This is a genomic window from Vibrio sp. 661, from assembly GCF_033339315.1.
GTDB lineage: Bacteria > Pseudomonadota > Gammaproteobacteria > Enterobacterales > Vibrionaceae > Vibrio > Vibrio alginolyticus.
The window spans coordinates 19,155-38,433 of sequence record NZ_JAWOUJ010000027.1; the positions used below are offsets into that span (position 1 = coordinate 19,155).

The 19,279-nt window shown below is 46.0% G+C and carries 17 protein-coding genes, 1 tRNA gene and 1 riboswitch; of the genes, 6 read left to right on the forward strand and 12 right to left on the reverse strand.

Annotated elements, in window-relative coordinates:
• Positions 1-598: 598 nt before the first annotated feature.
• Positions 599-2,773, reverse strand: a complete 2,175-nt coding sequence (uvrD, locus tag R7P69_RS23495) for a DNA helicase II (protein WP_005378778.1) — start codon at positions 2,771-2,773, stop codon at positions 599-601.
• 281 nt (positions 2,774-3,054) lie between these two features.
• Between uvrD and R7P69_RS23500 the strand changes: the two genes are divergently transcribed.
• From R7P69_RS23500 to R7P69_RS23515, 4 genes are all read left to right on the forward strand, one after another.
• Positions 3,055-3,315, forward strand: a complete 261-nt coding sequence (locus tag R7P69_RS23500) for a DUF2282 domain-containing protein (RefSeq protein ID WP_238952157.1) — start codon at positions 3,055-3,057, stop codon at positions 3,313-3,315.
• Between the two features lie 99 nt (positions 3,316-3,414).
• Positions 3,415-4,287, forward strand: a complete 873-nt coding sequence (locus R7P69_RS23505; RefSeq protein ID WP_064368859.1) for a DUF692 domain-containing protein — start codon at positions 3,415-3,417, stop codon at positions 4,285-4,287.
• Positions 4,284-5,042, forward strand: a complete 759-nt coding sequence (locus R7P69_RS23510; RefSeq protein ID WP_238952158.1) for a DNA-binding domain-containing protein — start codon at positions 4,284-4,286, stop codon at positions 5,040-5,042. Before R7P69_RS23505 ends, R7P69_RS23510 begins: the two co-directional genes overlap by 4 nt.
• Before the next feature lie 10 nt (positions 5,043-5,052).
• On the forward strand, positions 5,053-5,508 hold the full coding sequence (locus R7P69_RS23515) for a DoxX family protein (protein ID WP_005378784.1): 456 nt from the start codon (positions 5,053-5,055) through the stop codon (positions 5,506-5,508).
• A gap of 31 nt (positions 5,509-5,539) precedes the next feature.
• Here R7P69_RS23515 and R7P69_RS23520 read toward each other — a convergent pair whose 3' ends face one another.
• Entirely contained in the window at positions 5,540-5,821 is a 282-nt protein-coding gene (locus tag R7P69_RS23520; protein WP_005378786.1) for a hypothetical protein, read from the reverse strand.
• Positions 5,822-5,912: 91 nt separating this feature from the next.
• On the reverse strand, positions 5,913-7,106 hold the full coding sequence (locus tag R7P69_RS23525; protein WP_005382927.1) for a multidrug effflux MFS transporter: 1,194 nt from the start codon (positions 7,104-7,106) through the stop codon (positions 5,913-5,915).
• 107 nt (positions 7,107-7,213) lie between these two features.
• On the opposite strand from R7P69_RS23525, the gene R7P69_RS23530 reads away from it, so the two are divergent.
• Both R7P69_RS23530 and R7P69_RS23535 read left to right on the forward strand, forming a co-directional pair.
• On the forward strand, positions 7,214-8,155 hold the full coding sequence (locus R7P69_RS23530; protein ID WP_005378791.1) for a LysR family transcriptional regulator: 942 nt from the start codon (positions 7,214-7,216) through the stop codon (positions 8,153-8,155).
• 203 nt (positions 8,156-8,358) lie between these two features.
• Entirely contained in the window at positions 8,359-10,149 is a 1,791-nt protein-coding gene (locus R7P69_RS23535) for an aminopeptidase P family protein (protein WP_085570140.1), read from the forward strand.
• Positions 10,150-10,283: 134 nt separating this feature from the next.
• Here R7P69_RS23535 and thiH read toward each other — a convergent pair whose 3' ends face one another.
• The 9 genes from thiH to R7P69_RS23580 form a co-directional block, all read right to left on the reverse strand.
• A complete protein-coding gene (gene thiH / locus R7P69_RS23540; RefSeq protein WP_005447249.1) occupies positions 10,284-11,396 on the reverse strand; it encodes a 2-iminoacetate synthase ThiH in 1,113 nt (370 codons plus the stop codon).
• A gap of 34 nt (positions 11,397-11,430) precedes the next feature.
• On the reverse strand, positions 11,431-12,198 hold the full coding sequence (locus R7P69_RS23545; RefSeq protein ID WP_054702531.1) for a thiazole synthase: 768 nt from the start codon (positions 12,196-12,198) through the stop codon (positions 11,431-11,433).
• A 5-nt stretch (positions 12,199-12,203) separates the two neighbouring features.
• Complete coding sequence (thiS, locus tag R7P69_RS23550; protein ID WP_054702541.1) at positions 12,204-12,458, reverse strand: sulfur carrier protein ThiS; 255 nt, start codon at positions 12,456-12,458, stop codon at positions 12,204-12,206.
• Between the two features lie 38 nt (positions 12,459-12,496).
• The gene (locus tag R7P69_RS23555; protein ID WP_054702534.1) at positions 12,497-13,270 is read right to left on the reverse strand and encodes a HesA/MoeB/ThiF family protein; all 774 of its coding nucleotides are present in this window, start codon (positions 13,268-13,270) and stop codon (positions 12,497-12,499) included.
• The gene (locus tag R7P69_RS23560) at positions 13,257-14,672 is read right to left on the reverse strand and encodes a thiamine phosphate synthase (RefSeq protein WP_085570138.1); all 1,416 of its coding nucleotides are present in this window, start codon (positions 14,670-14,672) and stop codon (positions 13,257-13,259) included. The genes R7P69_RS23555 and R7P69_RS23560 overlap by 14 nt, the downstream gene beginning before the upstream one ends.
• Positions 14,672-16,612, reverse strand: a complete 1,941-nt coding sequence (thiC, locus tag R7P69_RS23565) for a phosphomethylpyrimidine synthase ThiC (RefSeq protein WP_085570137.1) — start codon at positions 16,610-16,612, stop codon at positions 14,672-14,674. Before thiC ends, R7P69_RS23560 begins: the two co-directional genes overlap by 1 nt.
• A gap of 163 nt (positions 16,613-16,775) precedes the next feature.
• Positions 16,776-16,874, reverse strand: a riboswitch (TPP riboswitch).
• Between the two features lie 60 nt (positions 16,875-16,934).
• A complete protein-coding gene (gene crcB, locus R7P69_RS23570) occupies positions 16,935-17,318 on the reverse strand; it encodes a fluoride efflux transporter CrcB (RefSeq protein ID WP_005378811.1) in 384 nt (127 codons plus the stop codon).
• A 123-nt stretch (positions 17,319-17,441) separates the two neighbouring features.
• The gene (locus tag R7P69_RS23575; protein WP_085570136.1) at positions 17,442-18,824 is read right to left on the reverse strand and encodes a multicopper oxidase family protein; all 1,383 of its coding nucleotides are present in this window, start codon (positions 18,822-18,824) and stop codon (positions 17,442-17,444) included.
• Between the two features lie 244 nt (positions 18,825-19,068).
• A tRNA-Trp gene (locus R7P69_RS23580) sits at positions 19,069-19,145 on the reverse strand.
• Positions 19,146-19,279: the final 134 nt, after the last annotated feature.

Here is a 19,279-nt window from a genome sequence, read left to right on the forward strand (position 1 = left end):
TGAACATCAGGATGATGTCAGGGACACCGCTCAGGGAACAAGTGATGAGAGCTAACGAGGATAGTTAGCAGACCAGGATAAGGTCACTAAGGACACCGCTAGGAAGGCGACGTAAGGATTAAGCTGACGGATTCAGCACACTATCATGGATTAGATGCATGGAGCACTTTTAGTAGCTGGATTGCTGCGAGTAAGACTATAACCCCGATGGGCGCAAGCCCTCGGGGTTTTTCTTTGCCTAAAGTTTTTCTCAGTAGATCTGCTGAAAACAGGCATTCACCCACAACGCCCACCTTTCACTTCAAACGGCATCGTTAAGTCGCGCTTTTGTACTCCATTTATCATTCCATTTTCTCCTGCGTTAGCGACACCAAAACTGCACAAACAAAAAGAGCCGCCGAAGCAGCTCTTAAGTTGATGATACCAATCACAGTAAATAAGTGATCAGAAATAGCGTAGGGAAAATGCTTGAGAACAAGGCGCAATTTTTCGATAAGTAGTTATTCTACAATCAAAAATTGCAACGCAGTTATCGAGTATTTTAACAAGCTAGAATGACCAGTTATTTACTACGATTGGTATGAGTTTTGGTCAAGCCTTACAGTTTCTCTAGTCGTGCGTAAGCAGTTACCAACCATTTGATGCCTTCACCGTTAAAGGCAATCTGTACACGGCTCTGTGGACCACTGCCTTCGAAGTTGATGATGGTGCCTTCACCAAACTTTGGATGCATCACACGAGAACCTAGCGTAAAGCCGGTTTCATTAAAGCTCTCTTTCACAACAGTTTGGCTAAATCGACCACTGCTTGAAGGACGGCTAACTTGCGCCTTCATTCGTACTTCATCCAAGCATGTTTCTGGCAGTTCACGGATAAAGCGAGACGGTTTATGGTATTTATCCTGACCGTACAAACGACGCATTTCAGCATAAGTGATGTACAGTTTCTGCATCGCACGGGTCATGCCTACGTAACACAGACGGCGTTCTTCTTCTAAGCGCCCTGCTTCTTCTGCCGACATTTGGCTTGGGAACATGCCTTCTTCCACACCGACCATAAACACCAATGGAAACTCTAGACCTTTCGCACTGTGTAATGTCATGAGCTGAACCGCATCTTCAAATTCGTCCGCTTGTCCTTCGCCCGCTTCTAGTGCTGCGTGGGTTAGGAATGCCGTCAGCAGTGACATGTCTTCGGCTTCTTCTGGTTTCTCGAATTGGCGAGTTGCGGTCACCAATTCCTCCAAGTTCTCAATACGTGCCTTAGACTTTTCGCCCTTCTCTTGCTCGTACATCGCGAACAAGCCCGAGTATTTAATCACATGGTCAGTTTGGTGATGCAGCGGCATCTCTAAGGTGTCGTCTTCTAGCGCGGTGACAAGCTCGATAAAACGGCTCAGAGCACCAGCAGCGCGACCAGCAAGCACCTTCTCGTCCAACATTGCCACACTCGCTTCCCACATAGTGCAACCACGGTCACGAGCCGCAAAACGGATGGTTTCAAGCGTCTTATCACCCAAACCACGCGTTGGCGTATTCACCACACGTTCAAACGCCGCATCATCGTTACGGTTGGCAATCAGACGCATGTAGCTCAAGGCATCTTTGATTTCCTGACGTTCGAAGAATCGCATGCCGCCGTAGATACGGTAAGGCAGACCGGCTTGAATTAACGCTTCTTCCAGAACACGCGACTGGGCGTTGTTACGGTAAAGCATCGCAGCGTCATTCAGAGCACCGCCCTTGTCTTGCCACTCTTTGATTTTGTTCACCGCAAAACGGGCTTCATCTAATTCGTTGTAAGCGCTGTAAACCGAGATAGGCTCACCGACCACGCCATCCGTCCACAACTCTTTACCCATACGCTCGGTGTTATTCGCAATCAGGGTGTTAGATGCTTCCAGAATGGTCTTAGTGGAACGGTAGTTTTGCTCAAGACGAATGGTATTCACGCTTGGGAATTCGAGCGTAAACTTCTCAATGTTCTCGACTTTTGCACCACGCCAACCATAAATCGACTGGTCGTCATCACCTACGATCATCACGTGACACTCAGGACCCGCCATCATACGTAGCCAAGCATATTGAATGTTGTTGGTATCTTGGAACTCATCCACCAAGATATGCTTAAAGCGTGCTTGGTAGTGTTCACGGACGAACTTGTTATCACGCAGTAGCTCATGTGCGCGCAGCAAGATTTCCGCAAAATCGACTAAACCAGCACGATCACACGCTTCTTGGTAAGCGGTGTACAACTGTAGATATGTCTTGGTTACTGGATCATGGTACGCATCAATGTGCGACGGGCGCAGACCTTCGTCTTTCTTACCGTTAATCCACCATGCCACTTGGCGTGCCGGCCACTGCTTCTCATCGAGGTTTTGCGCTTTAATCAAACGCTTTAGTAGACGCTGTTGGTCGTCACTGTCAATGATTTGGAAATCTTCCGGTAGCTTCGCATCAAGATAGTGTGCACGCAGAATACGGTGACAAATTCCGTGGAAAGTACCATTCCACATACCGCCTGCACTGCCCATCATTAGCTCTTCGATACGTCCACGCATCTCTGCCGCCGCCTTATTGGTAAAGGTTACCGACATGATTGAAAACGGAGAAGCTTGCTCGACCGACATCAGCCAAGCGATACGGTGAACAAGAACGCGTGTCTTACCACTTCCTGCGCCAGCAAGAACGAGCAAGTTTTCTAGAGGTGCTGCAACGGCTTCACGTTGTTTATCGTTCAAACCGTCGAGTAATAGAGATGGATCCATCATGATGAGAGCTACTGGTTATTTATACATAAAAACCGATTATAACCTAAACAACCGGGTGCTGTTTAGACAAAACTTGATAAAAAAATCGATGTTTTTTTGCCCGACACATCAATTAGTTATATCTATTTGACCCTACAAACCCATTTACTTCGGAAATTTTTCTGAAAGTTTTTTAGCCAGTTTCCTATCTTTTAAGTTAAGCAAGTTGATAACAAAAACGCCAAAACAGGTGATTCATCTTGCCAACTTAAAGTAAAGGAAATCATTCAGAGGAATTTATTATGAAAAAGTCGAATCTAGCTGTTACTGCTGCTGTTACTGGTCTTCTAGCTCTTGGTGGCACAATGCTAACTGCAACTCCAGCTGTCGCTGCTGAAAAAGAAAAGTGCTATGGCGTTTCTAAAGCAGGTAAAAACGACTGTGCAACAAAAAGCAGCTCATGCGCTGGTACTTCTAAAGAAGATAACCAAAAAGACGCATTCGTAGTCGTACCAAAAGGTCTTTGTGACAAACTCGCTGGCGGTAGCACTTCTTCTTCATAATCTTTTATCGCTAGCTATTGTGAGGATGCGTTGACGCTCAACCAACGCAAAGCCAAGACGCATCCTTCTCTTCCCGCACGATTTGAAAAGGAGTTTCACGTGAAACACCACACCTTCCACGACCTTGTTGGAGTTGGATTAAGAACCCCACACCTCGATTACTTTAGCCAATCCCAGCCTGAGTTGTCTTGGTTAGAAATCCACAGTGAAAACTATTTCCAACCCAATGCAACAGAGCGCCATCAGCTACAAACGCTTCGCGAGCAATATCAAATTAGCTGCCACGGTATTGGTTTGTCGCTAGGTTCGGTGGAACGTGTTAGTCAAAAGCATCTTGCGCAACTTAAATCACTGATTGACTCAATCGACCCAATTCTTGTTTCTGACCATTTAAGTTGGAGTGAAAACGGCGGTCACTACTTTAATGACCTGCTTCCACTTCCGTATACGGAAGAAGCGCTCAACGTGTTCACTCGTAACGTGAATGAAGTGCAGGAATATTTGCAACGCGAGATCTTGATAGAGAACCCATCTAGTTATGTGAAGTTTCAACATTCGACCATCAGCGAATGGGAGTTTCTTACCGAAGTGCAAAAGCGCACTGACTGTCGTTTATTGCTCGATTTAAACAATGTTTATGTTTCGGCGTTCAACCACGGTTTTGATTGCGACACATACCTAGATGCGATTCCAGCCGACAAAGTGGATGAGATTCACTTGGCAGGTTTTACCATTAAACAACTCGACAAAGGTGAGATATGGATTGATACCCATAGCCGCCCAGTTAGCGATGAAGTTTGGCAGTTGTTTTCACAGTGGACAAAAAAACACGGTCCACGTCATGCGTTGATTGAATGGGACTTGGATATTCCCGCGCCAGAAGTCTTACTGGGAGAAGCACAGAAAGCATCGCAACTGCTGTTGCAAGGCACACTTCCAAGTGAACAAAGCGAACCAAGGAAGGCATCATGAATCTAGCCACCTTACAAAACCAGTTTGCTAAAGCCCTACATTATCAAGCACTCGGTGAAGACTGCGATATTGCCAGTGATGAGTTTACCGCTGATGAACGCATACAAATTTACCGCAATAACTTTATCGTCAGCTTAAGCGAGGTGTTATCCGCGACCTACCCGATGGTTGAAGCGCTGCTTGGTGAAGAATGCTTTGAACAGATAGCTCGCCAGCATGTTCTTTCTTACCCATTAAAAGAAGGAAATGTGGTGCATTATGGCGAAGGCTTTCAAGACACCATCATGCAGTTTAGTCAGGTGATCGCACAAGCACCTTACAGCCCTGAAGTCGCACGCTTCGAGTGGCATATCGACCTAGCTCGTCAAGCACAGTATGAGCAATCCAATGCAGCGGAATTAAAACCGCTTGCGTTACTTGGCGAAGTGAGTGAAGAGCAACAACCCGCTTTAGTCTTACACCTTAAAAAGGGCTGCCGCAGCTTTGACTCCAATTACGCAGTATTCGATCTATTTAGTGCGATTCAAACTGGGCAATTCGAACAACTTAATATCAACCAATTACAGCAAGGTGTCATCTCGATTCAAGCCAATGGAGAAGCCTTGTGTCACGCACTCGATGCCAATGTGTTCCAACTGCTGCAATGTTTAGAGCAGAAGCAGAGTTTGAGCGAAATACCTGAAGTTTTACTCGCTCATCTCAATCGCATCATGGCACTCGATATTGTTGACGGCTTTACATTGCAATCAATCTAAGGAGCACTCTATGACGGATACGGTTAAAAACTTAGTGAATCGGTACGACGATTTAATCAGTACCCTACAAGCTGGCTTTGTCCCTTTACTACTTCTCTTTTGTCGCTTGTGGGTAGCCTGGGTGTTCTTCAATTCAGGACTAATCAAAATCTCATCTTGGGATAGCACGCTGTACTTATTTGAGCTGGAATACCAAGTGCCAATCTTGCCATGGGAATTGGCGGCTTATTTAGGTACGGCTGCGGAGTTGGTTCTACCGGTGTTCTTGGCACTGGGATTGATTACCCGCCCGATGGCAGCAATGCTGTTTGTGTTCAACATCATCGCAGTGATCTCTTACCCACTGTTGTGGGAGAAAGGTTTTTATGACCACCAACTTTGGGGATTGATGATTCTTATCGTAATCGTATGGGGGCCAGGACCGCTGTCTTTGGACCACATCCTGAAAAAGAAAATGACGAGCTAAAAAAATCCCCGCATCATGCGGGGATTTTTTATTATTTATTCAAGTAAGCCAGTAGCTCTTCTGCTGAGATACCTTGCTGAGCGAGGTCTTTTGCCATCTGCTCGACTTGTTCATCTTTGCGTGACTCAATCACTTGCTGAAATTGGTACACGATATCACGCAAAATTGGCAGAGGTACTTGTTTCGCCGCACTACGAATACGCTCGGAGCTTTGATTACCCAGCTCATTAAGCAACTTGCCAAACATCACCTTTTCTGGTGAATCTTCCATTTGCTCTAGAATACGAGCCATTTCATACGTGGTTAACGACATTACTTTTTGAGTTCCGTTATGGTGTCAGGAAAAGTCTGAGTGACAAATATACACGCCTTACTTACATTGGAAAATACTAAATTACACTGATTTACGCTTTCGCAAAGCTCGAGTGCCAGTTCTTCCCTGCTTTTGTAAACAGAACGACCAACGCAGGTAATAGGACCCACATATGAATTGCGATCAAGGTTTGTGGATCCAGAGATAAGCGTTGCAGTGTACCCACCAACAAACCAGAGCCACTCATTTGGAACAATCCAAGCAGTGCAGCTGCCGTGCCCGCCTTATCACCAAACGGTTCTAACGCTTTCCCTGCCGCTGCACCCAGAATGAATGCAAAACCTACAGAAGACATGAAGATAGGTAGCATGAAAGAAAGCGCGGTATTCTGACCATTCATCACTAGCATGATCACACCTGCGAGACCCAGAGTTGAGATCCCGGTGACCAAGGTGTTGTGAGTTCCAACGCGCTCCATAAACTTAGGCGCCAGCATACATGCCGCAATGTTTATCACCGCATTTACACCAAACCAGAAAGTGAATTCATTCATCGACAGCCCCATCCCCGTCATCAATACCGACGGTGCTGAGGTAACGTAAGCAAGAATAACCGCCATCGCCATCAAGCATAATGACGCATGGAAAACAAAAGATGGTGTGCTAAGCACTGCCCAATACCGACTAAGCTTAAACACGGCTTGCTTTTCTGTTGACGGGTTAGTCTCTTTCATCATGAAAAACATCAATGATCCAGACACCACAGCAAAACCCGCCATAAAGCTAAAGTTAGCACGCCAGTCAAATTGCTGAGTTAACCAGCTACCTAGAATTGGAGCTAAAGCCGGAATGAAACAAATCGCACCGTTAAGGTAGCTGATCATTTTGCCGCTTTTTTCCGGGCCAAAGATATCGCGAACTGTTGCAAAGGCTGCTACCGATGTCGCACACGCACCTAAGCCTTGTAGCAGTCGGGAAACCAACATCCACTCAATATTTTGAGCACTCCACGCCAATAAAGCGCTCATCGCGTAAATGGTGATACCGCCCAATGCAACAGTTCGACGTCCGAGTTTATCTGCTAGGGGACCTGCGAATAGCTGACCAACACCCATAGCAAATAAGAACCAAGTGATCGTGTCTTGTGCTAGCGCATTATCGACCTGAAAAGTGGAAGCAATAAGAGGTAAAGCAGGTAGATAAATATCAATCGCTAAAGGACTGAAAAGAACCAAAAGGGTCAATAACGCCATCTGTTTTTTACTATTAGAAAACTGGCTAGACACACAACACTCCGAATTGGATAAAGAACTTTGGGTAAAGCTTAATCATCTGATGATATGAATGGAAATGATGTATAATCATGAGCATTATTCCTCAGAGGAAATTCACTGTGAACGTCGAAAAACTGGCTCGTATCGATTTAAATCTATTGGTCTGCTTTAAAGTGCTGATTGAAGAGTTAAACGTTACTCGTGCGGCCCACCGATTGTGCTTAAGCCAATCCGCCGTAAGTAAATCACTGGCTAAACTGCGCATTCAATTTGATGACCCGCTTTTCACTCGAAACTCACATGGATTAACACCTACGCCGCGCGCATTGTTTCTTAAACCGAAACTGGATCTGTTGATAAATCAGTTAGAAGTGCTGACTCAACCCGAAGAGTTTTCTCCGCAAAGCAGCGAATACCGTTTTCAAATAGCAGCGGTAGAGAGTGTCTACCCTCTCATTCTACCCCATTTCTTACCGGCGATTTTTCAACAAGCACCTGGCGTGACAATTAGCACACACCCGTGGTCGGATAATACATTTAAAATGCTTCAACGCGGCGAACTGGATTTAGGCTTAACTGGAAAAGATATCGATATAAACGATGCCAAGCTGACTCTTCAACCACCCGATGACATTTGCGAGTTGGAAATTTATCGTGATTACCAAATGTGCATTATTCGCAAAAACCACCCTGCGCTAAAACAACCTTGGAATCTGGAAGCCTATCTCGCCCTACGCCATGTACAGGTGCGTTGTGATGGCAACGACCGTTGGTTGCTAGATTATCGCCTTGCAGATATTGGCGCCGACCGCGATATTGCCGTCACTGTGCCCGACTTTAACAGTGCCGCAAGTTTATGTTCATACACCGACTTTATCTTTACTGCGCCAAGTCATTTTGTGCAACTTGCGGCCAAACAGCTTGATTTGGTCGTGCTGCCACTACCGTTAGAATTCCCACCTATGGCTTACACTTTATTCTGGCACCGAGATAGAGAAAACGACCCTGCATTAGGCTGGCTACGTACGATGATCACACAAAAAACCGATCACCTTAGATAAAAACACCGCACTCAATTTGCGCTTAGCGGCTAAAATGAGTAGCTTAACTGTCGTAGTCCTTTTTGGCTCATCTATGGCCTAGTTGTACTCCGACTCTATTGAAGTGATTGCGAACCTCAATGGAATCGTAAACTGCATGAAGCAGATGGAAACAGCTCCCACACCTGAGCATGAAGGAGCGGTAATTTGAAGGAATAACAGAGATGCACAACGATACCCAAAGCCGCGTGAATGCAATTCGCGAATGGCTAGCACAACATAATATTGATGCCCTACTTGTCCCTCATGAAGACGAGTACTTGGGTGAATACGTACCAGCGCACAACGAGCGTTTACATTGGCTAACTGGCTTTACTGGTTCTGCTGGTGCTGCGGTAATCACCAAAGACAAAGCCGCTATCTTTGTTGATGGTCGCTACACAGTACAAGTAACAAAGCAGGTTCCTGCTGATCTATTCGAATACCGTCACTTGATTGAAGAGCCTGCACTAGATTGGATTAAAGACCATCTTGCAAATGGCGCGTCTGTGGCAATCGACCCTCGCATGCACAACGCTGCTTGGCTAGACATGGCACAAGCAAAACTTGCTGGCGCACTTGAGCTTAAGATTCTCGATAGCAACCCAATTGATGAACTGTGGCACGACCGCCCTGCTCCTGTGGTTTCTGATGTTCGCCTAATGGCAACAGAAGCAGTTGGTCAGTCAAGTGAAAGCAAACGCCAAGAAATCGCAGAGCTCGTGAAAAAAGCCGGTGCAGACAGCGCAGTGATCACAGCACTTGATTCTATCTGTTGGTTACTCAACGTTCGTGGTCTTGATGTATCACGTTTACCAGTTCTGCTTTCTCACGCGATTCTGCACTCAGACTCAAGCGTGGAATACTTCCTAGATCCTGCTCGCCTACCTGCTGAGTTTGACGCTCATGTTGGTGCCGGCGTGACGGTTCATCACCCAGAAGCATTGCAAGCACGACTAGAAAACCTAACTGGCAAGAATGTACTGGTTGACCCTGCGACAAGTAACGCGTGGTTTAAGCTGGTGCTTCAAAACGCAGGCGCATCTGTGGTGAGTAAAGCTGACCCATGCCTAATGCCAAAAGCGGCGAAGAACTCAGTTGAAATCGCAGGCATGAAAGCATGTCATATCCGTGATGGCGTAGCGATGAGTAAGTTCCTATCTTGGTTAGATACTGAAGTCGCTGCTGGTAACCTGCATGATGAAGCGACACTGGCAGACAAACTGGAAGCATTTCGTAGCGAAGACCCGACACTTATGGATCTTAGCTTTGATACCATTTCAGCGGCAGGCGGCAACGCGGCCATGTGTCACTACAATCACGAAAACCAACCTGAACCTGGTAAGTTAGAACTGAACACACTTTACCTAGTGGATTCAGGCGGTCAGTACCTAGATGGCACGACAGACATCACGCGTACCATTGCGATCGGTCAGCCTTCACAAGAGATGATTAAACAATTCACTCTTGCGCTAAAAGGTCACATCGGTGTTGCTCGTGCACGTTTCCCGAAAGGCACACGTGGTTACCAAATCGATACGCTAGCTCGTCAGCACTTATGGGCGGAAGGCTACGATTACGATCACGGTACCGGTCACGGTGTTGGTCACTTCCTAAGTGTTCATGAAGGTCCAGCAAGCATTTCGAAGAAGCAAATCGACGTGCCTCTAACAGAAGGTATGGTGCTATCAAACGAGCCAGGCTACTACCGTGCAGATGCGTTTGGTATCCGTATTGAAAACCTAGAGCTTGTTGTTGAAACCGCAACAAACGGTGACTTCCCTGTTCTGTCATTTGAGTCGCTAACACGCTGTCCAATCGACAAGCGCAACATCAATGTTGATATGCTAACTCGTCCAGAGCTTGCATGGTTGAATGATTACCATCAGAAGGTATGGGATGAGATCAGCCCACTTGTTGAGGGTGATGTGAAAGAGTGGCTTCGTCAAGCAACGCTACCAGTAGCACACAGCTAGAAGCTAGAAGCTAGAAGCTAGAAGCTAGAAGCTAGAAGCTAGAAAAAAGTAGAGGGTTGATGTTTTGCATCAACCCTCTTTTTTACCTATGTTTCACGTGAAACATAACGATGACCAGTGGCTTTCTTTACTACTTAACCAGAATACGCTGAGTGCCAATCTCGCCATACAGGGTCAAAGCCTTTGGCTCGAATCATATCTTCCACAGAACCCGCACTTCGCTCATCACTGATCTCAAACTGCTCGAGTTCAACATCATCCATCGCATATCCACCCGGCTGAGTTTTAGATGCAGCAGACATACTGGTGATGCCTAACGGTAATGCATTGTCTCTGAACTTTGGTGATTCACGAGTCGATAATGACAACTCCACTTCTGGATTCAACAAGCGATAAGCGCAAATCAACTGCACAAGCTGCTTATCCGTCATAACTGATTTTGGTTGGAGCGCGCCCTCACAAGGACGCAAACGTGGGAAAGAAATCGAGTAACGAGTCTGCCAATACGTGCGCTCAAGATAGTCCAAGTGCGCTGCCACATAAAAACAGTCGGTACGCCACTCTTCCAACCCAATCAATGCGCCAATACCGATCTTATCGATGCCCGCTTTTGCAAGACGATCGGGTGTATCCAATCGGTATTCAAAATCCATCTTATTGCCACGCAAATGGTGCTCGGCATACGTCGAAGGATGATACGTTTCTTGATAGACCATCACCGCATCTAAACCCAATGTCTTGAGCTCAGCGTATTCGTCTTGATCAAGTGGCTGCACTTCCATCGCCAAATAGTTAAAACGTTGCTTAATCATCGGCACCATTTCGCGAAAGTATTTCATGCCCACTTTGGTTTCGTGTTCACCAGTCACCAGCAATACGCTATCAAACTTCATGCGTTTAATGGCTTCAACTTCTGCAGCCACTTCGTCCCTATTCAAAGTACGACGCTTGATTCTGTTCTCCATCGAGAAGCCACAATAAGTACAAGCATTGGCACACAAGTTAGAGAGGTATAATGGAATGTAAAGCGACATGGTATTACCAAAGCGCTTACGAGTGGCCGAATATGACAGCTGCGCCATTTGCTCTAAGTACGCTTCAGCCGCTGGTGAAATTAGCGCTTTAAAGTCTTCCAAATCACGCTTGGGTTTATTCAATGCTCGCTCGACATCTTGTGCCGTTTTCGCGTAGATCGACATCGAGATGTCATCCCAATTAAGCTGCTTAAATTGTTCAACGAAGCTCATGTTTTCCTCGCTTAATAGCTAAACCAATCTAAGACTAAAGCTCATCTAGGAATGACGTCAGTGGACTCGACGCAACCGCATGAGAAACCTTACCAGCAAGTCCGGCTTCATAAGCCATACGCCCCGACTCTACCGCCAACTTAAATGCCTTCGCCATCGCAACGGGATCGCTCGAAGACGCAATCGCAGTATTGACGAGCACGGCATCCGCGCCCATTTCCATCGCACGCGCGGCATGTGAAGGAGCACCAATACCCGCATCAACAACGACAGGAACATTAGCTTGGTCGATGATGATCTCTAGGAAATCGTGAGAAACTATCCCTTTGTTAGAACCGATCGGCGCACCTAATGGCATGACTGCAGCACAGCCTACTTCTTCCAATCGTTTACACAGAACCGGGTCAGCATGACAATAAGGAAGGACAATGAAACCCTCACGAACCAGTTGCTCAGCGGCTGCTAGTGTCTCAATTGGATCGGGCATCAAGTACTTCGGGTCTGGATGAATTTCTAGTTTTAACCAGTTAGTACCCAACGCTTCTCTCGCCAATTGTGCTGCAAACACAGCATCTTTAGCATTCTTTGCACCTGAGGTGTTCGGCAATAAGTTCACACCCGCTTGTACTAACGGTAGCAAAATATCGTCTTGTTGGTCGTTCACATCCACACGCTTCAACGCCATGGTCGCAAGTTGAGAACCCGATACTTGAATCGCTTCTGCCATTAATCGGCTGTTGGCAAACTTCCCTGTTCCCGTGAACAGTCTTGATTCGAATTGTTTATCACCAATTTTAAGCATCGACTTTAACCCCCTGCGATCGCTTGAAACAAAGAGATGCTATCTCCCTGTGAAAGAACTGTGCTAGCCCACTCACTGCACGGCACAACATTGTTATTAATTGCAAAAACACAGCCCATTTCAGGCAGCGCAAATTGACTAATGATTTGCTGTAGATTTGACTCACTGGCAACTTGATGTGACTGGCCATTGATGACAATAGTGATCACATCTAAGTCAGCAGCTGTCATTTGTGTTGTTTGTTGTTCTGATAACGTCATTGCTTCCAACTCTCTTAATTCTGCTCATTACCCGTAAGCTAAATCTGAGCACACACTTGGCACTGTTTGTCTTTGCTTATCGCCATGGTTTGCCATTGCAGCTTCAATCCATCGAACAGGTGTAACTTGGCAGTCTCGACATGAAACTTTCCCGTCGCCAGTTTTTGAATTGCCGCTATCGCTTGGTAGTTGCCAAGTGTGCCCACCACCGGACCGACGACACCGCTCTCACTGCACTTTTGCGTTTGTGGTAATTCGTCGAACGGATACAAACAGCGGTAACACGCTTTACTCTGCGCTTCTTGTTCACTTGGTGTTTGGTAATCAAAGACAGCAAATTGCCCTTGCCAACCAATTGCCGCCGCCGAGATGAGCGGCGTATTTTGCTCGAAACAAACTTGGTTAATTAGCTGACGCGTTGGCATGTTGTCGGTGCAATCCAAAACCACATCCGCCAACATCACCTCAAGCTGCAGCTGTGCTTTGTCTAATCGCTTATTGATAGCACGAACTTGAACCATAGAATTAAGTTCAGTCAATTGCTTTACAGTCGCTTTTGTTTTCGCAACTTGGAGGTCTTGTTCACGATAAATGATCTGACGTTGTAGGTTACTGCTATCAACTTTATCGTCATCAACCACAACCAATTTACCAACCCCCGCTGATGCCAAGTACAAACTCGCTGCGCTCCCTAACCCACCACAACCGATGATCAGCACATGCGATTTACTCAAACGTTCTTGCCCAATTTCGGCAATTTCAGGCAGAGCGACTTGGCGCTGATAGCGAAGAAACTGCTTATCCGTGAGCATGCTCGCCTCTCTTGGTATCCGCCAATTCATTATTCTGATCAGTGAACGTTAGCTGTCTTTCTTTCATCAGTTGTGCAAAGAACTCGATGACGGACTGAGGTGATTCTGCCAACGTAATAGCTCGCACAACTGCCAAACTAGAAACACCTGTTAGCCAAACTTGGTCAGCATTAGATTGGTCGATACCACCAATCGCAACCGTCGGAAAGCCAAGCACATAGTCACTTACTTCTTTGTCTTTTGAAGGTCTGAAAGCAGCCTCTGTATTTGTATAAGGAATGCTATCAATCAGCTTTTGATACAAAGCCAAGCGCACCAAACCTTGTGGTTTCGATGGCATCTGTTTTGTGGTGGTTGGGAAAATATGCCCTAGTGCGATGTAGCTAGGATGAATTTGTACGATGCGCAGTAGTTCGTAATAACCATGCGTAGAAAGACCAAGACGAATGCCGGCTTTAGTTATCTGAGCCAAATTCGATTCTTCTATGTCTTCTTGTCCTAGGTGAACGCCATAAGCGCCATGCTTGATTGCCAACTGCCAATAGTCATTGATGAACACTTGTGCTTGATACTGACGGCCTAGCTCAATTGCTCGAATGATCTGTTGTTCTAAATCGGCTTGTTGTGGGTTCTTGATTCGCAGTTGAATAGTGTTGATGCCTAGTGGCAGTAGACGCTCAATCCAAGCAACATCATCAACGACTGGATAGAGCCCTAGACTTTGCTTAGTTAGAGTTGGAAAGCTAACGCTCTCACCTTGTGCAGACCAACCAACTTGAATACCTAGCCGGTTATCCTCTAGTACAGGTGTGGGGAAATCATCAAATTGGTCAGCCCACTGAGTAGATCTTCCCTCACCAAGGTTGTCATTCAACAGTGTTTCACGTGAAACATTCGCTTGTTGAGTTAGCATTCCTCGAGCAAGTGTTAACGCATCTTCGATAGGAAAATCGAGTACTGTCAGCGTTACTATCCAAGCAAGGTGATGTTCAGGATCGAACATTGCGTTGAATTTGGACTTAACGGAAAGCGCTCTCACTTCGTTGTTAATTGGGTGACGCCAGATATCAAGCTGAAGCACTTTCTCCTTTTCATCGGATACCTGCGTATCAGCAATGCCAATATGAATCGCTTTCGACGGTTGCTTAGCGCACGCTTCTACCGACAAAGCAGAACGGTAATAGAGCACAAATGAACTCTCATGCTCAGAGTCATAATCATCAATGAGATCAGTCGTTATGTGTGTGGTCTGTTGGCCGCGAACAAGCTGAATAGATTGAGTTGGGCTCACACCCAACTCAATGTCTTCGATGCTAAAACCCTGTTCTTTCGCCAACAACAAACATTGCTGAACTAAACCTGCCAGTTCAATCAATGATGACGGAATAAGGATTTTGCTCATTAGTCACTTACCTCGGCATGTGCTGCTGGGTGGTATAGCTCGGAACCTGACTCTCTAAATTCTTGCGATTTCTGACGCATCCCCTCAAGAGGATCATCCAGCATTTTGATTGAGATAGCTTGGTCCGCAGCAACTTGCTCAGTGTCTTTCGCGTACTCTCGTACCTCTTGCGAAATCTTCATCGAGCAGAACTTTGGTCCGCACATCGAACAGAAGTGAGCAACTTTGCCGGACTCTTGAGGTAAGGTTTCATCATGGAAAGCGCGCGCGGTATCTGGGTCGAGTGACAAGTTGAATTGATCTTCCCAGCGGAACTCGAAGCGAGCTTTAGAAAGCGCATTATCACGAACTTGAGCACCTGGGTGCCCTTTCGCTAAATCAGCGGCGTGCGCAGCAAGCTTATAAGTGATCATGCCTACTTTCACATCTTCTTTGTTTGGTAAGCCAAGATGCTCTTTAGGAGTGACGTAGCAAAGCATCGCACAGCCATACCAACCAATCATGGCAGCGCCGATGCCTGAAGTAATATGGTCGTAACCAGGAGCGACGTCTGTCGTCAGTGGGCCAAGCGTGTAGAATGGTGCTTCATGGCAGTGCTCCAGCTGCTCTTCCATGTTCTCTTTGATCATATGCATTGGAACATGGCCAGGACCTTCGATAATTACTTGTACGTCGTATTCCCACGCAACCTTGGTTAACTCACCAAGGGTACGAAGCTCTGCAAATTGCGCTTCGTCGTTAGCATCGGCCACCGAGCCAGGACGCAGACCATCACCGAGAGAAAGTGCCACATCATACTTAGCACAGATTTCACAGATCTCTCGGAAGTGGGTATATAAGAAGCTTTCTTGGTGATGCGCTAAACACCATTTCGCGATGATAGAACCACCACGAGAGACGATGCCAGTAACGCGTTTTGCAGTCATTGGCACATAACGAAGTAGTAAACCGGCATGGATAGTAAAGTAGTCAACGCCCTGCTCTGCTTGCTCAATCAGGGTATCGCGCATCACTTCCCAGTTAAGGTTTTCCGCAACACCATTCACTTTCTCAAGCGCTTGATACATTGGTACGGTACCGATCGGAACCGGACTGTTACGTAGAATCCACTCGCGAGTTTCGTGGATGTTACGTCCAGTAGAGAGATCCATAACGGTATCTCCACCCCAACGTGTCGCCCAAACTAGTTTCTCTACTTCTTCTTCAATCGAAGAAGTGACCGATGAGTTACCGATGTTGGCGTTCACTTTGACCAAAAAGTTACGTCCAATGATCATTGGTTCGGATTCTGGGTGGTTAATATTGGAAGGGATAATAGCGCGACCTTCGGCGACTTCTTTACGCACGAATTCGGCGGTAATATCTTTTGGTAGGTTCGCTCCGAAGCTTTGACCCGGATGCTGTTGATTCAGCACTTCATCGCGATACTTGGCACGCCCCATGTTTTCACGCAGCGCGATGTATTCCATTTCTGGGGTAATAATACCTTTGCGAGCATAGTGCAATTGGGTCACACAATGGCCATCTTTGGCACGTCGAATACGTGGTAGATTACCGTAACGAAGATCGTCTAGTGTTTCGTCTTCTAAGCGTTCTTTGGTGTACACCGAGCTTACTTCATCAAGTAGCTCAGTATCGGCACGCTCTTCAATCCACCCTTCTCTCAGCTTAGGTAAGCCGCTATAGAGGTCTATGGTGTGCTCTGGATCTGTGTATACACCCGACGTATCGTAAACGCGTACTGGCTCATTAGGTTCGAATATAGGCGCTTCTTTTGTGCCTCCAATAAGGCTATCAGCGAGTGATATCTCACGCATTGGCACACGAATATCTGGACGTGAGCCTTCAACGTAGACTTTGCTTGAATTGGGGTACGGTTGTACCGAGAGTGTATCAATGAACTGTTTTGCTTCCAGTCTCGCTTGTTTGCGACTCGACATAGCATTTTTCCTTGCTTTGTTATACTAGATAAAAAGTAATTGGATAAAAATGCTTGGCGGATAGATGCGACAAGAGGAGTCAAATTAAGGCTAGTTAAAGCTTACGATATTTGCCTGTAACAACATTCGACTTTTGATAGGTCAACCAGAAAGAACTCCGGTGTGAATATCTTCTCTTGTTCCCTTCGCAGATTCTAATCTGATCAGGTTCAACGGATCCCGAATTAACGGTCTCAGCCTTATGGCACTCCGACAAGTGATGTCAGTATATAAAAACGGCTTGGTGAAACCAAGCCGACCTGTTCAATTTTTAACTACTTTGCTAGCTGCGCATCAATAATTGAAAGCCTATCCACGCAGCTGAAATACTTAACACTACATTCAACAATACGTTCAACCCCATCTTAAAGAAAGCGCCCTGCTGCATAAGCAACACATTATCCATCGAGAAGGTGGAAAACGTCGTTAGTGCCCCTAAAAAACCCAAGCCAATCACTTGTCGCCAAGGTTCCGTTGCCAAAAGTTCATTATCGAAAGCTGCTATCAATAAGCCCATCATAAATGAGCCAACAACGTTAACGGTTAACGTACCATATGGAAAACCACGCCCCAATAAAATGACACAAAGTTCAGAAATTAAGTAACGAGAACATGCACCAAATGCACCACCCAATGCAATAAAACCCAAAACGGATAGTTGTCCCATAATTCCCCCAGAAAAGTTAATGGCGACATTGTAATCAAATTTACGGCAATAGTGATTATACAATCTTAGAATTCAGCCAAGTATAGCGCTTAAAACTTATCAAGATTTAAAAAGTTACAGGAGTCACTTTACTTCAATATAACCCATCAACCCCGTCTTCATGTGTTCGATCACATGACAATGGTACATCCAACGTCCAGGGTTATCTGCAACAAATGCCGCTTTCGCACTGCCGTTTTTTCCAAGCAAGACCGTATCGGTATGAAACGGTTCGTCGAGTTTTTTTCCATCTAACTCAAGAACCGTAAATGTGTGTCCATGAAGGTGAATAGGATGATGATATTGGGTGACGTTCTTTAGGTTGAAGATATAGGTTTTTCCCATCTCCAATGTTGAAAGGGGCGGCGGAATATTATCTTTGCTCATTCCCTCCCAAGCCCGTTTGTTCATCAGCCAGAATTTAGGTATCGCTTTGCCCGATTTATCAGCAGGAGTGATCGCGCCCTCCCACTCAAACACATAATCGATTTGCTCTGCATTTTTCAAATCGAGAGCTGGCACAGGGTTGAGAGGTAATAAAGGCAGTTTCTGGTTGTTCGGCAGGTCAGACTCAACAACGTCAAACTCGCACAAAGGGAATGGGAAGCGTCCTTTCATTTGACGCACATAAACACGTTTTCCAACCTTCGGAGCAATCAATCCGATATCTAACCTCATTCCTGGACCAATTTTGTGCTGAGTGAGCTTATAAGGCGTTTTAACAGGATTACCATCTATAGCAATAACCCAAGCCTCTGCCCCTTCTATAGCGATCGGGTAAGTAATGGTGTTATCGACATTAGCAATTCTTAATCGCGTGGTAGCATTCTGCTTCAGCGTATAAACAGGTTCATGCACACCATTGACGCTACTCCACTCTCCGGGAGTCCCCATACGAGCGCTCAAGCGCGGTACCATAAGGTTCTTCCACTGACCTTGTTTGTCTAAATGCCAATGCTTTAGAACTATTTCCTGTTCTTCATCAAATAGAACAGGCTCAGCCTCTTCAACGATAATTAGCCCAACTAAGCCCATACCAAGTTGCTTAACGCTATTCATGTGGGGGTGATACCAAAACGTGCCTGCATCTGGCGGTGTAAATTCATAAACGAATGTTTCACCCGGCATGATAGGCGGCTGGCTTAAGAAAGGTACACCATCCATTTCAATAGGGATTCGCAAGCCATGCCAGTGGATTGTAGTCGGCTCTGAAAGCTTGTTAGTAAACCTAATTATAACTTTCTCGCCTTGGCGACAACGAATCGTAGGCGCTGGAATCGAACCATTAAATGCGAGTACGTCTGTGTTAAACCCAGGGATAAATTCTGCAGTAGAAGGCTCTGCAGTGATATCGTATATATATTGCCTCTGCTTATTAGTGCTCCTAGATAGAGAACATGCAGGTAGAACGGTAAGCGCGGAGATTGCTAAGGATGATTGAAGAAAGCGTCGACGAGATATATCCATACATAGTTACTCATTAATCCAGATCGGTTGAGTGTAACTAAATATAAATAGTGATTCCCCTTTATTATTAAAATTTCGGGCCACTGATCATTACAGCTAACTGTAGTTTCGTTCGTTCAGTAGATTAAATGCTGCCAAAGTACAGCAGAAAGCCATACTTACGGGATAAGAGTAGAAATAAGCTGTAATAATGAGAAGAAACCAGATACAAAAAAGGCTCTGACCTAAGTCAGAGCCTGATATGTGGCAGGGGTGGAGAGATTCGAACTCCCAACACGCGGATTTGGAATCCGCTGCTCTGCCAATTGGAGCTACACCCCTATGGAATTTTCATATTCTAGATTTGACAAAACCTCGCATAAGCGAGGTTGTCGATATTAAGTGGCGGAGTGGACGGGACTCGAACCCGCGACCCCCGGCGTGACAGGCCGGTATTCTAACCAACTGAACTACCA

Bases quoted from the DNA above. Each gene is read 5' to 3' on its own strand.
- uvrD (WP_005378778.1), bottom strand. From the start codon at position 2,773: ATGATGGATCCATCTCTATTACTCGACGGTTTGAACGATAAACAACGT.
- R7P69_RS23500 (WP_238952157.1), top strand. From the start codon at position 3,055: ATGAAAAAGTCGAATCTAGCTGTTACTGCTGCTGTTACTGGTCTTCTA.
- R7P69_RS23510 (WP_238952158.1), top strand. From the start codon at position 4,284: ATGAATCTAGCCACCTTACAAAACCAGTTTGCTAAAGCCCTACATTAT.
- R7P69_RS23515 (WP_005378784.1), top strand. From the start codon at position 5,053: ATGACGGATACGGTTAAAAACTTAGTGAATCGGTACGACGATTTAATC.
- R7P69_RS23520 (WP_005378786.1), bottom strand. From the start codon at position 5,821: ATGTCGTTAACCACGTATGAAATGGCTCGTATTCTAGAGCAAATGGAA.
- R7P69_RS23535 (WP_085570140.1), top strand. From the start codon at position 8,359: ATGCACAACGATACCCAAAGCCGCGTGAATGCAATTCGCGAATGGCTA.
- thiH (WP_005447249.1), bottom strand. From the start codon at position 11,396: ATGAGCTTCGTTGAACAATTTAAGCAGCTTAATTGGGATGACATCTCG.
- R7P69_RS23545 (WP_054702531.1), bottom strand. From the start codon at position 12,198: ATGCTTAAAATTGGTGATAAACAATTCGAATCAAGACTGTTCACGGGA.
- thiS (WP_054702541.1), bottom strand. From the start codon at position 12,458: ATGACGTTATCAGAACAACAAACAACACAAATGACAGCTGCTGACTTA.
- R7P69_RS23555 (WP_054702534.1), bottom strand. From the start codon at position 13,270: ATGCTCACGGATAAGCAGTTTCTTCGCTATCAGCGCCAAGTCGCTCTG.
- R7P69_RS23560 (WP_085570138.1), bottom strand. From the start codon at position 14,672: ATGAGCAAAATCCTTATTCCGTCATCATTGATTGAACTGGCAGGTTTA.
- thiC (WP_085570137.1), bottom strand. From the start codon at position 16,612: ATGTCGAGTCGCAAACAAGCGAGACTGGAAGCAAAACAGTTCATTGAT.
- crcB (WP_005378811.1), bottom strand. From the start codon at position 17,318: ATGGGACAACTATCCGTTTTGGGTTTTATTGCATTGGGTGGTGCATTT.
- R7P69_RS23575 (WP_085570136.1), bottom strand. From the start codon at position 18,824: ATGGATATATCTCGTCGACGCTTTCTTCAATCATCCTTAGCAATCTCC.